At 57.4% G+C, this 15,778-nt stretch carries 15 protein-coding genes; 8 read left to right on the plus strand and 7 right to left on the minus strand.

The features are described from left to right. Positions 1–44 precede the first annotated feature (44 nt). Together Q0X21_RS00595 and Q0X21_RS00600 are read left to right on the plus strand one after the other, a co-directional pair. The gene (locus tag Q0X21_RS00595; protein WP_297849750.1) at positions 45–497 is read left to right on the plus strand and encodes a MarR family winged helix-turn-helix transcriptional regulator; all 453 of its coding nucleotides are present in this window, start codon (positions 45–47) and stop codon (positions 495–497) included. A 17-nt stretch (positions 498–514) separates the two neighbouring features. Continuing rightward, positions 515–1,711, plus strand: coding sequence for an MFS transporter (locus Q0X21_RS00600; RefSeq protein WP_297849751.1), 1,197 nt, complete (start codon positions 515–517; stop codon positions 1,709–1,711). Here Q0X21_RS00600 and Q0X21_RS00605 read toward each other — a convergent pair. Then, the gene (locus tag Q0X21_RS00605; protein WP_297849752.1) at positions 1,708–3,270 is read right to left on the minus strand and encodes a sodium:alanine symporter family protein; all 1,563 of its coding nucleotides are present in this window, start codon (positions 3,268–3,270) and stop codon (positions 1,708–1,710) included. The genes Q0X21_RS00600 and Q0X21_RS00605 overlap by 4 nt on opposite strands. 280 nt (positions 3,271–3,550) lie before the next feature. On the opposite strand from Q0X21_RS00605, the gene Q0X21_RS00610 reads away from it, so the two are divergent. Together Q0X21_RS00610 and crtI are read left to right on the plus strand one after the other, a co-directional pair. Next, positions 3,551–4,420 carry a phytoene/squalene synthase family protein gene (locus tag Q0X21_RS00610; protein WP_367172604.1) on the plus strand — a complete coding sequence of 290 codons (870 nt, stop codon included), beginning with the start codon at positions 3,551–3,553 and terminating at the stop codon, positions 4,418–4,420. A 2-nt stretch (positions 4,421–4,422) separates the two neighbouring features. After that, entirely contained in the window at positions 4,423–5,994 is a 1,572-nt protein-coding gene (gene crtI, locus Q0X21_RS00615; RefSeq protein WP_297849753.1) for a phytoene desaturase family protein, read from the plus strand. 41 nt (positions 5,995–6,035) lie between these two features. Here the strand turns inward: crtI and Q0X21_RS00620 are convergent, their stop codons facing one another. Continuing rightward, positions 6,036–6,944 (minus strand): cutinase family protein, encoded by a 909-nt coding sequence (locus tag Q0X21_RS00620; protein ID WP_297849754.1) that lies wholly within the window; start codon positions 6,942–6,944, stop codon positions 6,036–6,038. Between the two features lie 197 nt (positions 6,945–7,141). On the opposite strand from Q0X21_RS00620, the gene Q0X21_RS00625 reads away from it, so the two are divergent. The 4 genes from Q0X21_RS00625 to Q0X21_RS00640 all read left to right on the plus strand — a co-directional run bounded on the left by Q0X21_RS00625 (position 7,142) and on the right by Q0X21_RS00640 (position 10,220). Beyond that, entirely contained in the window at positions 7,142–7,507 is a 366-nt protein-coding gene (locus Q0X21_RS00625; protein WP_297849755.1) for a hypothetical protein, read from the plus strand. Positions 7,508–7,594: 87 nt separating this feature from the next. Continuing rightward, positions 7,595–8,494 carry an ABC transporter substrate-binding protein gene (locus tag Q0X21_RS00630; protein ID WP_297849756.1) on the plus strand — a complete coding sequence of 300 codons (900 nt, stop codon included), beginning with the start codon at positions 7,595–7,597 and terminating at the stop codon, positions 8,492–8,494. Positions 8,495–8,496: 2 nt separating this feature from the next. Beyond that, positions 8,497–9,435 carry an amino acid ABC transporter permease gene (locus Q0X21_RS00635; protein ID WP_297849757.1) on the plus strand — a complete coding sequence of 313 codons (939 nt, stop codon included), beginning with the start codon at positions 8,497–8,499 and terminating at the stop codon, positions 9,433–9,435. Between the two features lie 2 nt (positions 9,436–9,437). After that, positions 9,438–10,220 carry an amino acid ABC transporter ATP-binding protein gene (locus Q0X21_RS00640; RefSeq protein ID WP_297849758.1) on the plus strand — a complete coding sequence of 261 codons (783 nt, stop codon included), beginning with the start codon at positions 9,438–9,440 and terminating at the stop codon, positions 10,218–10,220. 6 nt (positions 10,221–10,226) lie between these two features. On the opposite strand, the gene Q0X21_RS00645 is transcribed toward Q0X21_RS00640, so the two are convergent. The 5 genes from Q0X21_RS00645 to Q0X21_RS00665 are packed head-to-tail and all read right to left on the minus strand — an operon-like array spanning position 10,227 to position 15,777. Further along, a complete protein-coding gene (locus tag Q0X21_RS00645) occupies positions 10,227–10,982 on the minus strand; it encodes a sulfite exporter TauE/SafE family protein (RefSeq protein WP_297849759.1) in 756 nt (251 codons plus the stop codon). After that, a complete protein-coding gene (gene coaD, locus Q0X21_RS00650) occupies positions 10,979–11,458 on the minus strand; it encodes a pantetheine-phosphate adenylyltransferase (protein WP_297849760.1) in 480 nt (159 codons plus the stop codon). Before coaD ends, Q0X21_RS00645 begins: the two co-directional genes overlap by 4 nt. 30 nt (positions 11,459–11,488) lie before the next feature. Next, complete coding sequence (gene rsmD, locus Q0X21_RS00655; RefSeq protein ID WP_297849761.1) at positions 11,489–12,073, minus strand: 16S rRNA (guanine(966)-N(2))-methyltransferase RsmD; 585 nt, start codon at positions 12,071–12,073, stop codon at positions 11,489–11,491. 26 nt (positions 12,074–12,099) lie between these two features. Beyond that, positions 12,100–14,229 (minus strand): ATP-dependent DNA helicase RecG, encoded by a 2,130-nt coding sequence (locus tag Q0X21_RS00660; RefSeq protein ID WP_297849762.1) that lies wholly within the window; start codon positions 14,227–14,229, stop codon positions 12,100–12,102. A gap of 3 nt (positions 14,230–14,232) precedes the next feature. Further along, the gene (locus Q0X21_RS00665; RefSeq protein WP_297849763.1) at positions 14,233–15,777 is read right to left on the minus strand and encodes a DAK2 domain-containing protein; all 1,545 of its coding nucleotides are present in this window, start codon (positions 15,775–15,777) and stop codon (positions 14,233–14,235) included. Between the last annotated feature and the right edge of the window lies 1 nt (position 15,778).

Consider the following 15,778-nt stretch of genomic DNA (forward strand, 5'->3'; position numbering starts at 1 on the left):
ACCCCCAAAACAGGCATTACATAGGTTGGATATATAGTTCCCCTATGCATTCTGATGAGACGCTATCTCAGCTTGCCATCGACTTGGTCGCGGCAGGAACCCATTTCTCCCGCGCGACTTTTCGGGCTGCGGGCAGCGAGTTGTCGTATGTTTCTCTTCGCGTTTTGGCTGCGCTACAGCGTGAACCCGGACTACGCGTGGGGGAACTTGCACAACGCGAAGGCATCGCCCAGCCGTCGATGAGCCAGGCGGTCAAGAGGCTAGTCGGCGAGGGGCTCGTGTCACGAACGCCTTCGCTTGACGACGCCCGCGCCTCCGAGCTCACCATCACCGACGCCGGTTGTGACGTTGTCAGCGCTTTCCGTACAGCATCGGTGCGCGAACTTGTACCGGTATTCCACGACCTCTCCCCCGGCGATATTGAGACCCTCATTCGAGCGGCTGAGATTCTCCCTTCTCTTTCAGAACGGCTCCGCGAAAACCATAAAGACGACTAGAAGTCAGGAGGAATTGAATGACTGAAAGCACTTCAGAGAGCTTCTTCAAACAACCAATCGCTGTGTGGGCAATTGCATTTGCCTGCGCGGTGTCTTTCATGGGCATTGGCTTAGTCGACCCGATTCTTCCGGCAATCAGTCGTGACCTGGATGCATCGCCAACCCAGACAATGCTGCTGTTCACCAGTTATCTGCTCATCACCGCTGTGGCGATGTTCTTTAGTTCCTTTATTTCTTCGCGCATTGGTGTGAAACGCACATTGCTTACAGGACTGGCACTCATCGTTATCTTCGCGTTCTGCTCAGGAGCAGCTGGGTCAGTCGATGCGATCATCGGCTTCCGTGCTGGCTGGGGTTTGGGTAACGCTCTGTTCATTTCCACCGCACTTGCTGCAATTGTGGGGGCGGCAGCAGGGGGCACAAGCCAGGCCATCATTCTCTACGAAGCAGCAATGGGCATCGGCATGGCTGTTGGGCCATTGCTCGGCGGTCTGTTGGGAGAAATCAGCTGGCGTGGCCCGTTCTACGGCACGGCAGCACTCATGGCGATTGGTTTCCTTGCCATCGCAGTCCTGCTTCGCAAACCGGCAAGCAAGCCAGAACCGGTATCGTTCACCGCTGGTTTCGAAGCCCTGCGCGAACCGGCTCTACTCACGCTTGGAGCAGTCGCGTTCTTCTATAACTACGGCTTTTTCACACTGCTGGCCTATTCCCCATATCCCATCGATGAAGCCGCTGCTGCAGCTGGACGCCCTTTCGGCGCGACCGAACTCGGATGGGTGTTCTTCGGTTGGGGTCTGGCACTCGCACTGTCTTCGGTATTTTTGGCACCCCGGCTCACAAAGAGCTTCAAGCTCTTCCCCGTGGTTTGCTCAGTGCTTGCCGGATTCGCTGTGTTGCTCACTGTCCTCGGCTTCACGGTTGAGCATCTGACTACGCTCATCGTGCTCGTCATCATCGCTGGTGTTTTCATCGGTGTTTTCAATACCGTTCTCACTGAAGCAGTGATGGAAGCCACCGATCTGCCACGCAATGTCGCTTCCTCAACCTATTCCGGTTTGCGCTTCCTTGGCGGTGCTGTGGCCCCTGCAGTCTCCGGATCTTTGGCAACAGCATTTGGCGTCGGGGTGCCCTATTGGGCAGGAGCAGCAGCGCTCATTGTCTCGCTGCTCCTACTCTTCTGTGGCCGAAAGACCTTGACCAGAATTCTTTAGGACTGGGGAGATTCGGGGATTGGAGCGCCGTCGATAAGCTTCGCGTCATTCCAGGTGCCCTTCGCGACCATCTCTGCCTTGCGCTCGACCCAGAAATCGGCGTTTTTGATGCCGAGGGCTTCGGGATCGAACTGCGGCTCGAGGCCGGCTTTCTTCTGGCGACGGTAATCCCACAGGCACTTCATGGCGGGGACCTGGAGCACGAGGATGGCCAGGATATTCAGCCATGCCGTAGTACCCACACCGATATCGCCCAGTGCCCATGCGGTGCCCGGCGTGGTGGTCGCACCGACCCAGACGGAGACGAGGATGAGCACGCGCAGGAACCAGATCACGATTGTGCGGACCTGCTCGCTCTTGATCCAACGGTTGATGTAAGTGAAGTTCACCTCAGCCATGTAGTAGTACGCGACGATTGTGGTGAACGCGAAGAACAGGATGGCCAGTGCGATGAAACTTCCGCCAAGGCCTTGGACGTAGGAATCAAGACCGGACTGGACAAAGCCAGGGCCGACTTCGACTGAATCAGGAACAGCGCCGGTATAGCGGGCCGGACCATCTTCCGTGCCGTTCTCGTAGACGCGGTACATGTCGGTGGAAATGATGATGAATGCGGTCGCGGAGCAGACCAGAAGGGTATCCACGTAGACGGCGAAAGCCTGCACGAAGCCCTGCTTGGCTGGGTGGGAAACCTCGGCAGCCGCGGCGGACTGCGGGCCAGTACCTTGACCGGCCTCATTCGAGTAGATGCCACGCTTCACGCCCCACATGATGGCGGTGCCCAGCAGGCCGGAGAATGCAGCTTCCTTATCGAACGCGGCGCGGAAGATCAGGCCAAAGACCTCAGGGATCTGAGAAGCATTAGCAAAGAGAATGGCGATCGCAATGACGATGTAGATGACCGCCATGAACGGAACGACCATCGTGGCAAACCATGCGATGCGCTTAACACCACCAATGACGATGATGCCCAGCAGAATCACCATGCCAGCCGCAGTCGCCCACGTAGGCACCGACCACGCGTGCTGGACCGACGTCGCCACACCATTTGCCTGGACACCAGGCAGGAAGTACGAGGTGGCCAGAATCATCGACACCGCGAAAACAACCGCGTAGACCAATGCGAAAGGTCGCGCCTTAGTGTGGCGGTAGGCCTTCTCAATGTAGTAGGCCGGGCCACCACGGTATTCACCGGTGTCCTGGTCCTTCTCCTTGTAGATCTGTGCAAGGCAGCACTCGACATAAGAAGTAGCGGAACCGAGGAAGGCCACGATCCACATCCAGAACACCGCGCCAGGGCCACCGAAGGCGATCGCTGTCGCAACACCTGCGATGTTGCCCACACCGACGCGGCCGGCGAGCGAGATCATGAGCGACTGGAAAGAAGAAATGCCAGCCTCAGAATCCTCGTTGGATTTGAGCTGGCGAATCATGTCCGGAAAGCAGCGGACCTGCAAGAAAAGTGTGGTGAGTGTGAAATACACACCAGCACCGAGGCATAAATAAACGAGCCAGTTCGACCAGATCGCGTCATTGACGCTATTGATGATGTCTTCCATGTGGGAACTCCCTCTATTCCGGGTGCCATCGGCCATCTGTTTCATGCATGCGGTGGATAATTATCATCCACTGCCATGGGCCCAGATTGACGGAATGTACTGCTAGACGCACCATCACTCATCAACGATAAGTTTGGTTGCCCTGAATATACTCCTTGGAAGGACACAACTTTCGCGTTTCAGGAAATTTTCTTGCTGGGACTTTCAGCTGAATCGAAGCACCAATCCACGGACATGGCTGGTTGGTTCGTGCCCAACAGGGCAGATTAGGGTGGTGAGCGTGACACCGCGGACGAAACACTGGCTGCGGCGGTACGACCAGATGTGTGATGCCGCCGCTGGCACGGTCATCGGCGAATATTCAACGAGCTTCAGCCTCGCGACAAAGCTTCTACCTACGCGTGAGCGCCGGGATATTCGCAATCTTTATGCAGTGGTGCGCATCGCCGATGAGATCGTCGACGGCACAGCCACTGAAGCTTCCGTGACAACACCGCAGGACGTTTTAGACGCATACGAAAAGCAAGTCCTTAATGCACCTGAGATTCGGTTCCACACCGATCCAATCATGCACGCCTACGCGGCGACTGCGCGCCGGTGTGGATTTGCAGCCGAGCACATTCGAGCATTTTTCGCCTCCATGCGCCGTGATCTCCACCAGAACGATTATTCGCACCGGGATTTGGACGCTTATGTATATGGTTCGGCTGAAGTGATCGGCCTTCTTTGTCTCAATGTTTTTCTGGCAGACCGACACATTTCTGATGCTGAGCGTGCAGAAATGGAAAGCGGAGCGCGTCGTTTGGGAGCCGCTTTCCAGAAGGTGAATTTCCTGCGTGATCTGGAAGAAGACACAGCAGAGCTCGGGCGGTCGTATTTCCAGTCTTATGGCGCGATCAACGAGACGACAAAGCAAGAAGTTGTAGACGAGATCCGCGATGACCTCGCCGCAGCTGAAAAGGCAATCTGGCTCCTGCCTTTTCAGGTGCGCGCTGCGGTACTTGCCGCGAAGAATCTCTTTGGTGAATTGACGGAAATGATCGCTGAGACACCAGCAGAAGAATTGGTGCGCACTCGCGTCAGCGTGCCCGCCCATCGGAAGGCAGTGCTCACTGTTCAAGCAGTCGCACAAGCCACGGGGAGAAGATGAACATGAAGCAACAGAACTCACGCACCGCACTCGTGATCGGTGCGGGTGCTGCCGGGCTGGCCACCGCTGCTCTTTTGGGGCGTGAGGGCTACGCAGTCACAGTCGTCGACCGCATCGACCAAATCGGTGGTCGCGCGGGTGAACTCGTCGTTGACGGATTCCGCTTCGACACCGGCCCCTCGTGGTATCTCATGCCGGATGCCTTCGACCATTTCTTCGCGCTCTTTGGCAAACGCACCGAGGACATGCTTGAGCTCGTGGACCTCTCCCCCGCCTACCGGCTGTTCCCGGAGGGGCACGAGCTTGTCGACGTCCCGTCCAACCCCACCGCAGCAGTCTCCCTCTTCGAATCAATTGAGCCCGGCGCTGGAAAGCAGTTGGAGCAGTACCTTTCTAGCGCCGGTGAGACTTATGAGTTCGCGGTCAAGTATTTCCTTTACACCACGTTTTCTTCCCCACGGGCTTTCTTTGTTCCGGAGATTCGTGCCAATTACGGCAAATTGCTGAAGATGTTGACGGTGGGGTTGGAACGGTTCGTCGATAAGCGATTTGTTGATGTGCGCTTGCGGCAAATGCTGTCTTACCCGGCAGTGTTCTTGTCTTCGCACCCGGCGCATACCCCGGCGTTGTACCACCTGCTGAGTCATACGGATTTAGTGCAGGGAGTGAAATATCCGCAGGGCGGGTTTACCGCGGTGATGCGTGCGCTGGAAACGGTCGCCCGTGAACAGGGTGCTGAGTTTGAGCTCGGCACTGAGGTCACGCAAATCTGCACGCGCGATGGGCATGCGACTGGTGTGAAGGTACGTCGGTCCGATGGAACTGACGATGTGTTGGCTGCAGACATCGTGGTCTCTACTGCGGACCTGCAGTTCACTGAGACTCAATTGCTTGCGCCTGAAGAGCGTACGTACGACGAAAGCTATTTCACGCGCCGTAATCCGGGCTTGAGCTGTGTGCTGGTCATGCTGGGCGTCGAAGACAAACTCCCGGAGCTCAAACACCACAATCTGCTGTTCAGCAAGGATTGGTCGGAAGATTTTGATGCTGTTTTCGATGGTCCTTTAGACGCACGCCCGCTGGGTGCTTCCCGCTCCATCTATATTTCGAAGCCTTCGGCGACCGATCCTTCCGTCGCCCCTGATGGGGATGAGAATCTCTTCGTGCTGGTACCTACGCCTGCTGATCCCGACCTTGGGCATGGAGATGCGTATTTCGCGTCCGCTAGTCAACGCGTGGATGCCATCGCTGATGCAGCCATTGAACAGATCGCTGCGTGGTGCGATGTCCCTGACCTGAAGGACCGGATCCGCGTTCGCCGCACGCTCGGGCCTGAAGATTTTGCCACGCGCTACAACTCCTGGTCGGGTGGGGCGATTGGTCCAGCCCATACCTTGCGGCAGTCAGCTTTCCTGCGTGGACGCAACACTTCGAAGAAGGTGGACAACCTGCTATACGCGGGCGGGACCACACTGCCCGGTGTCGGCGTGCCCATGTGCTTGATCTCCGCAGAGAACGTGATCAAGCGTTTACGGCAGGACACCTCTGCCGGTCCACTGCCAGAAACACTGTGAGCCTGGTGAATTAACAGCAGGCTCACATCAGTGCGTTTGATTTAACGCTCTTGCGTTCGACGCGGCTCCTCCGACGGCTTCGGCTGCGCCGGGCGAGCCGGGGCGTGACGCTCAAGAATCCAACCAGCAGCTGGGCCCAGTAGACGTGGGCCGTACATTCCGTGGTTACGGACGCTGAGTAGCAGCGGGATGGTTGTCGGCGATCGCTTTGCCACGATTGTGGCGAATTCAGATACCGGAACCCGGCCGCGCAGCGTAGCCATGCGCAGCATCGGATCGACGTGCACGCGCCACTCATGCGGAAGCGCGCAAATCGGATCGTCGGTGCGGCAGACATCAAGCACGCGGTCGCTGAGCTCGCCGTAGCCGCCATCAAGACGCTCAAGCGCGCCACGCGTCTCCTTGGTCGCGCCACCTGCAAAAGCGCCGCCATTGTCCGCGAGGTGCGGATTGGAAACAAACACTGCCGAATTGATCTTGTGCGCCGGCAGCGGGCCACGACCTTTACCCATATTGTTCACAAGCTTCGCCCCGATATCCGCACCCTCGGAGTAGCCGACGATGCTGAACTGAGCCTTCGGACACATACGTGCTAAACGACGCATCGTCGCAGACGTCTCCCGGTATCCCGAGCGCGAAGAATCGGTATACGTAGACAGCGTGAACGGGGTGGAGTTATATCCGATCCACACCGGCTGAATGCTGCCACGGCTCTGGCGATAAGTGTCCAGAGCGATTTCCTTCACCATCGCGCCGATCGGCATCTTCTCCGGCATGAAAGAGGTGGTGCCGCCACCACCAGGAATAGCGATCAAGAATTCACTGGAGCACGTCGTCACATTCGGCGATTCAATCAACGAACGCAGATCTTGCGCCTGTGCTGGCGCGGCAGCAGCACTAGCGAGACCGATGACGGCAGCGGTGGCCGCGACAATTTTCTTCCACACCATGGGGGATCAAAGCTCCTCGGCTTTAAAAAATTAAATTAAAAAATGCTCAGAAAGTTCTATGCAAACCCTGCAACATCCTAAGCCATTTTTGGTTTCCCGCCTAACTATTCGGGTTTGATCCTGGTCACTTTCTCAGGGTGAAAATTTGTCACTGCAATGATTATTCCTCGCCTCAAGCTACGGGTAGTATCTCCGCCATGCGTAAAAAGATTGCTTCTTCCGTCCTCGCTGCATCGCTTGCTTTGACCACTGTTCCGGCTATTGCCCCAGCCCCTGCTACCGCCCAGACGGCCCAGGCTGAGGCGCAACTGCCTGATACTGCCGTCGGTCGCGGCATCGAAAATGCCTTTGATCCAAAGGTGGCTTCTTCCATGAAGGAAGACTCCTTCAAGGGCTTCTTGGAGATGGCTTTCCGCCCCTACTCCCTGCTTTTCAAGGGTGAGAACACCGAGCAGCGCGTGCAAGGCGCGACCCAGCTGGTGATCAACTACGCCATCATTGCTGCTGTCGTGACCGTTCTGGGTCAGGCAGTGCAGATCGTGATGTCTAATCTGCCGCGTTAATTCGCCACTTTCTCCCTTAACTTTTGGCCACGTGACATACGTGGCCTTTTTCAATTTTTCATCTGGGAGCATAGTATGCTCAGCCCTATGTTCACCCGTGTAAAAACTGCCGCTGTCGGCACATGCCTCCTTCCGGTGGCTATGCTCGCTGGCTGCGTCACTAACGCCGAGGGCGGCCACCCGGAGGGCTGGGAGGAAATCACCCCGGCTGAAGTCCCGGAAATCGCCGCTATGGTTCCGGAAGATATTCAGGCATCCGGAAAACTCTCCATCGGTGCCAATCCACCTTTTGCTCCCTTTGAGTTCAAAGACTCACAAGGTCGCATCATCGGCATGGAAATGGACCTGGGTCGTGCGGTAGCAAGCGTGATGGGTCTTGAGTATGACGCGCAGGAGCAGGACTTCGCCATGATCTTGCCCGCCGTTCAAGCCGGCACCCTTGATGCAGGCATGTCCGGTTTCACTGACACCCCTGAGCGTCGTGAGAATTTCGACTTTGTGAACTTCCTCTACGCCGGCATTCAGTGGGCCGCCCAGCCAGGCGAGGACATCGATCCGGAAAACCCGTGCGGACTGACCATTGCTGTCCAGCGCACCACGGTCTCTGAAACCGATGATGTGCGTCCGAAAGCCGAAAAGTGCGCTGAAGAAGGCAATCCCATCACCGTACTTTCCTATGACACTTCGGATAATGCAGCGTTGGCTGCACTGGTCGGGCGTGCGGATGCCCTCAGCGCTGACTCCCCTGTCACCGCGTGGGCAGTGAATAGGTCCGACGGACAGCTAGAACTCATCGGCGACATGTTCGATGCGGCACCGTATGGCTTCGCAGTTCCGAAGGATTCGCCTCTTGGTCCAGCAATGGCCGCAGCAATGCAGCACCTCATCGATACCGGTGAATACGAGCGCATTCTGTCCCAGTGGGGCGTGGAAACAGGCCTGCTTGAGCAGGCACAGATCAACGAGCAGCCTGTAGGAGGGCAGTAACCATGAGCACCACAACGACAAAGAGGGGTTCTTCGGGGAAACCCGAGCGGATCGAGGCTAAACCGCTGCGCCACCCAGGCCGTTGGATCACTGCTGCTGTGCTCCTTGTCCTGTTCGTCCTGTTCATCTGGGATGCTGCCAACCGTGAAGCTTATGGTTGGGGAACCTACTGGGCGTACCTGTTTGATACTCGGATTCTCACGGCTGCTGGCCACACTCTGGCTATCACTGTGTTGTCCATGATCATCGGTGTTGTGCTCGGCGTGATCCTCGCCGTGATGCGTATGTCACCGAACCCGGTATTCAAGTCCATTGCGTGGCTGTACCTCTGGGTATTCCGTGGCACCCCGATTTATGTGCAGCTCGTGTTCTGGGGTCTGCTCGGTGCGATCTACCAGTCGGTGAATCTCGGTTTCACTCAGGTCTCGCTCGAGGCTCTCACCTCTTCCGCTTTCGCTCTCGCAGTGATCGGTCTCGGTCTGAACGAGGCTGGTTATATGGCGGAGATCGTTCGTTCGGGCATCAATTCAGTTCCGGAGGGCCAGATCGAGGCGTCGAAAGCCTTGGGCATGGGCTGGAGCATGACCATGCGCCGCACGGTGCTCCCCCAGGCAATGCGCATCATCATTCCGCCGACTGGCAACGAGTTCATCTCCCTGTTGAAGACGTCTTCGCTCGTGGTCGCTGTTCCCTATTCGTTGGAGCTCTACGGCCGCTCGCAGGATATCGCTGCTGCGCTCTTCGAGCCGGTGCCGATGCTGCTTGTGGCAGCTACTTGGTACCTGGTGATCACGTCGATCCTGATGGTCGGCCAGTTCTACCTCGAGCGCTATTTCGACCGAGGTGTCACCCGCGAGCTCACTGCCCGTCAGCTCGCCGCACTTACCGATGCCGAAGGCAAAGCTCCCAATAACGTCACTGTCGTGGAAAGGAACCGTTAACCATGACTAATTCCTCCGTCTCTTCCACCCCGATGGTCCAGGCAGTGGATGTGTGGAAGTCCTTTGGCACCCTCGATGTTCTCAAGGGCATCAACCTCGAGGTCCAGCCTGGTGAGGTCACGTGTCTTATCGGACCTTCCGGTTCAGGCAAGTCGACCTTCCTGCGTTGTGTGAACCACTTGGAAAAGGTCAGCGCTGGACGTCTTTATGTCGATGGCAATCTGATCGGCTACAAGGAAAAAGATGGTGTGCTGCACGAGATCTCCGAGAAGGAAGCCTCCTTGCAGCGCCGCGATATCGGCATGGTCTTCCAGTCCTTCAATCTTTTCGGACATCGCACGGTGCTGGAGAACATCATTGAGGCTCCGATTCACGTCAAGGGCGAAAAGCCTGAGGACGCGAAGAAGAAGGCGATGCAGCTGCTCGAGCAGGTCGGCCTCGCCCACAAGGCCGAGGCGTTTCCTGTCCAGCTTTCCGGCGGCCAGCAGCAGCGCGTCGCCATCGCACGTGCGGTGGCAATGGACCCCAAGCTCATGCTTTTCGACGAACCGACCTCTGCTCTCGACCCCGAGCTCGTCGGCGAGGTTCTGCGAGTCATGAAAGAGCTTGCTGCCAGCGGCATGACCATGATCGTGGTCACGCATGAAATGTCCTTCGCACATGAGGTCGCGGACACTGTTGCATTCATGTCCGGTGGCACCATCGTCGAGCAAGGTACGCCCGAGCAGGTATTGGATAATCCTCAGCACGAGCGCACCAAGGAATTCCTCTCGTCGATTTTCTAAGGGCTCCTACCCCAGCAGCCCGGTGGCACCGTGGATCAAAGCGGTGCAACCACCAAGTGCTGCGAGCAGTAGCGCGATCTTGTGCGCTACGTCGCGGGATATCTTTGGCGAAAGTTTGGTTCCCACCCAAATGCCAAGGATCATTCCCGTTGCACCGGCCAGCCAGATCCACGGGTCAACCCCGCTGAGATCAGCTGCGCCGGTGAATTCTTTGATGGCGAAGGACAAGACTCCACTGACCAGAAAGATCGGCTGCAGGGTGGCTGCGTAGATGCGCTGTTCCCACCGCGCAGCTTGGGTATAAACCGTGATCGCTGGGCCAGCGATTCCGGCGAGGGTATTCATGAATCCCCCGGCCATGCCTGCCGTGATGGCAGGAAGCACTCCATGAGGCTCTGGTACGAAGCGACGGCCGAATGTCACAAGCGCTAGAGCAGCCAGCAAGAGCGCACCAACTAAGACGAGCACGACATTTGGTTCGACCGCACGGATCAGAAGCGCACCGGGGATCGCGCCGAAGACCAGGGCGGGCGCGATGAGACCAAATTTCCGCCAGTCGATATCAGCACGCATATTGATGCTGGTGATCAGCGCATTCGTCGCAGCCAAGACGTTGACCACGAGAATACCTTCGACCGGCCCGAGGAACAGCGAGAGAACAGGGCCGGAAAGCAGTCCCACACCCATGCCGGCGATGCGTTGAAAGCACGCACCGACACCAACGGCGAGGAAGACAATCAGGACGGTAAGGGTGATACTCATCCCTTGTACTTAGCGTTCATTGCTTCAACAACGCAGTCCGGAACAAGTCCGCTCACATCGCCACCGTATTTGGCCACTTCCTTGCACAGCGAAGAGGAAATATAGCCGTACTTTTCATCAGTCATGAGAAAGAAGGTGTCCACACCAGACAGATGGCGGTTCATCTGCGCCATTGGCAATTCGTAGTCATAGTCCAACGAGGAACGCAGCCCCTTGACCAGCGCGCCGACCCGGTGTGCCGTGGTGTAGTCCACCAGCAAGCCACCCCAGGTGTCCACAGTGACATTCGGAAGATCACGCGTGACTTCACGGATGAAGTCCATGCGCTCTTCAATAGTGAAAAGACCAGTCTGCTTATTCGGGTTCGCAGTCACCAAGACAATCACCTCGTCGAAGCTGCGCGATGCGCGGGTGAAGATGTCTAGGTGGCCGTTGGTGACTGGGTCAAAGGATCCCGGGCAGACCGCTTTCGTCATCGTGATTCTTCCTTGCTTTTCTAACTGGCCTTAGTCGTGGTCAGCGATGTCTTCGCGTGAAAACGTCGCCATATCCATACGAGCTATACCGTACAGTCGCTTCTTCAGCTTCTGCCCAGTCGGGGTGAATCCTTTTGGCCACGCAGTCTCTGGGCTGTCACGGTGGCGTTCAATGACTACGGCTGCTTCATCAGCGAGAAGAGGTACCAAAGCTTGGACCATCTCTGCGATGTCCTCGTCGGCCAAGTCATACGGAGGATCGGCCAGCACCATGGTGAAGTGCTCTTTCGGCGCACGTGGCACATAGGCAGAAACCTTGGCCTGTTCCACGGTGACGTGCGGGTGTCCCACCACTTTCATGTTGTGGCGGATGATCTCTACAGCATCGGCATTGGACTCCACCAGCACGACTTCGTCTGCTCCACGGGAGGCTGCTTCTAGGCCCAGTGCGCCAGAACCAGCGAAGAGATCCAGGACTTTCTGGCCGGCAAAGCCAAATCGGACCTGCAAAGACGAGAACAGTCCTTCACGCGCTCGGTCAGACGTGGGACGCGTGCCCTCCGGGGGAACTTTGATGGTGCGTCCGCGGGCTTCACCAGAAATGATTCGGCTCATGGGGCACAGTTTAATGCGCGCGGGCGCTAGCTCTTTTCCAGGTATTCGAATTCTTCAAGAATCTCGGTGTCGGTGACCGAGCGGGCAAGCTCTGGGTCGGCTGCGACTATTGCTTCGGCGTCGTCGTAGGCGCGTTGAATGATCTCGTAGTCTTCAACCAGATTAAGAAGCTTTAACTGGCGCTCATTGCCCGACTGGTGTGTGCCCAGCACATCGCCCTCCTGGCGGTTCTGGAGGTCAAGCTCTGCGAGCTGGAATCCGTCTGTGATCGCTGCGATTTGGGAGACACGTTCGAATTGCGGAGTATCGGGACCAGCAAAGGTGTGGAAGAGGCATAGTGATTCAAAGCCACCGCGCCCGACGCGACCACGCAGCTGGTGCAGCTGCGAGACACCGAAGTGCTCAGATTCTCGCACCATCATCACGGTGGCATTAGGCACGTCAACGCCGACCTCGATCACCGTCGTGGAAACCAGCACGTCGATTTCACCGGCAGCGAATGCTGACATCACAGCGTCCTTGTCTTCGCCCTTCATCCTGCCGTGGAGTATTCCGACAGTGAGTCCCTTGAAGTGGGTTTTTCCTAAAATGTCTGCGATTTCAAGGACACCGCCGGGTCCGTCGATACGCGGGCAAACAATATAAGCCTGGTGTCCGGCGTAGACCTCTTCTTTGATTTTCTCCCATGCTCTTTGAATCCAGGCGTCTTTGAATTCGGGCACGATCGATGACTGAATCGGTTTACGCCCTCCCGGTAATTCACGCAGTGTCGATACCGCGAGGTCGCCAAACACCGTGATGGCGATGGTGCGCGGAATCGGCGTTGCGGTCATGACCAGCAGGTGCGGGGTGGACTCCCCTGCTTTATCGCGCAGGCGATCGCGCTGCTCCACACCGAAGCGGTGTTGTTCATCAACCACGACAAATCCGAGTTTGAAAAAGTCGACGTTGTCTTGAATGATCGCGTGCGTTCCCACGATGATGTCCGCCTCGCCAGAGACGATCGCCAGCAATGCTTCTTGTCGTTGCACTGTCGACATGGAACCGGTCAGTGCAACGACGCGAGCATGAACCCCTGTGCGCATGAGGGTTTTTCGCAGGGATTTCTCGTGCTGAAGCGTCAAGACTTCCGTGGGAGCCAGAAGCGCACACTGCATCCCGTTGTCCACAGCTTGGAGCATTGCCGCCAAAGCGACGATGGTCTTGCCGGAGCCGACTTCGCCTTGCAGCAGACGACTCATCGGGGCAGTGCTTCGCAGGTCCCCGGATATCTCTTCAAAAACTTTTCTCTGCCCAGCAGTGAAAGCAAACGGCAGATTGGTCAGCATCTGCTCTTGGGAAGCTCCCTCCACGCGCGGCAATGCTGGCGCGGTCCGGTGACTAGAGTCCGCCCGGCGTAGAGCCATGATCAGTGCAACGCGCAGCGCCTCGTTGTATTTGAGGCGTTCGCGCGCAGGTTCCGGCCCAGCCGTCGTCGGATTGTGGATTTGGCGAATAGCTTCATCGAGCGAGACGAAGCCTTCCGGGGTGAAACCCAGCGGTTCTTCGACGGGCGGCAGAGTGTCCAGCACCGCATTGACCGCACCCATGAGCGTCCAGGTGGACAAGTTCTTCGTGGCCTTGTACACCGGCAGCCACTCGCGACCGGCAAGGATCTCATCGGGATCGCCAAAGACTGAAAGTTGCTTCATCGAGCCAGTCGCCCCGCCTTTCGGCGTGGGGCGCCGGCCATCCTTGTCTTTGAATTTCGGGGCGTCCAGAATAAGGAAGTCTGGGTGCTGGAGCTGGGGCTGACCGTTGAAATAGCTCAGCTTCCCAGTGAACATGGCACGCACACCTTCGTGCAGCACACGCGGGGCGTATTTCGCACTGAAGAATGTGGCGTCGATATTGCCGTGACCGTCCGTGACACGCACTTTGAAGATCGGCCGCTTGCCTTGAATCATCCTGGTTGCCACGACAGTGCCAATGAAAGTGATCCGGTCATCAGGCAAGGCCCCTTCGAGTGCGCTGGCATTGCCGTAACGGAGATATTTGCGTGGGTAGTGCTCGAGCAGGCCTTCCGCGGTCTCAATCCCGAAAGCCTTCGCAATCGCGCGGGCCGGACGCGTGGGAATGATCAGGTTCAGCGGCGTGGTGTAGTTAAGCCCCAGCACTGCTTATTCCACCCCGATTTGGCCGAGCATGCCCATGCCGTCGGCAGGATAGATCAAAATCTCGGCATCCAGGCTTGCTTCGAGTTCAGCGACGTCGACGGCGCTCGCGGCTTCGGTGGCAAGCAAGAGGGTGATCAGCTCGCCGCCGTCGGCAAGCAATTTCGCGCATGCCTTATCGACGACTTCCTGAACCGACTCTCCTTCCGCGAGTACCCCATCAGGCGTTGTCGCGGTGAGACGACCTGTTTCGCTGCGAACGATATCTGCTGCACGCATATCTGCGGCAGCTTCATCCATGTGCGCTACTGCTGCGTCGAGTGGAAGTCGTGGATCATGCACCGCGAGCGCTGCGATTCCCCCGACCAACCTGGTTGTGTGCAAGACCGCGATGTGCGCACCAACTGCCACCGCGGCCTGCTCAACGTGTGAAAGCTGCACGCAGTCCGTTTGGCCATTCGGAAGAACAATGACGTCTTCTGTCCCGTTTGCGGTAACGCATTGAGCTACCTCACTGGCCAGCTCCGCGCCTGGGCTGTAAACGGTGGCTCCGGCTTGGCGGTACAGTCCCGCAACTGCCCCTTCGGGAGCAAGCGCGATGATCAGTCGGTCTGCGGTGATGCCAGCGACTTCCTCGTTGGGGTCGGGGAGAATTTCCAATCGCAGATCGGTCACGGCGCCGAGACCATAAGCCTGTTCAATGACCGTGCCTGCTTGCAGCGAATGGATATGAATCTTCGCCTCAGTGTCCGAAACACGTGCGGTGACCAGACTGGTGCCTAAAGGCGCGATCGCAGATTCAAGCTCATCGACTGGACCAGAGAACATGAACATGATCTCCAGCCAGCCAGTGTGACCGTGGGAATCTTCCTCAGATACAAAAGTGAAACTGTCAGTCGCAGTAGATCCCTGAACCTGTGAATCATCGGAGATTCCCGAAACTTCATCACGCAATGCCGCCAAGATCAGGACCAGGCCACGACCGCCGGCATCGACCACGCCGGCATCCCGAAGCTCGGCAAGCTGGGATGGCGTCTTTTCCAATGCTGCTTCCGCAGCTGCGACGGCAGCGGCAGTCACACCGACAAGACCTTTATCCACGGCGAGCGCATCTTTCGCAGCTTGGGCAGCTTCGCGCAGAACAGTGACAATCGTTCCCTCGACCGGCTCATTGATCGCACGGTCAACGTAAACGACCGCATTGGACAGTGCTTCAGCGACATTCGCACCATCCAGATCGCCTTCTGTCGCTGCCTGTGCAACACCACGCAGAACCTGTGAGAGCACCACGCCGGAATTCCCGCGTGCACCCTTGACGCTGCCAATAGCCAAGGCCGAGGCGATATCTGGGCAGGTTGCCCCTGGTTCAAGGCTTTCTGCCTGTGCAACTGCCGCAGACATCGTGTGGGCCATATTGGAGCCCGTATCGGAATCCGGCACCGGGAAAACGTTGAGGCTATTGATTTCCTCACGGTGCATCTCTAATTTTTGTGCGGTGCGACGAGCCCACGACAGAAGTCGTGCGCCATCGATCACCACGGGATTAGTCATG

The organism is uncultured Corynebacterium sp., from assembly GCF_947253065.1.
Taxonomy (GTDB): Bacteria; Actinomycetota; Actinomycetes; order Mycobacteriales; family Mycobacteriaceae; genus Corynebacterium.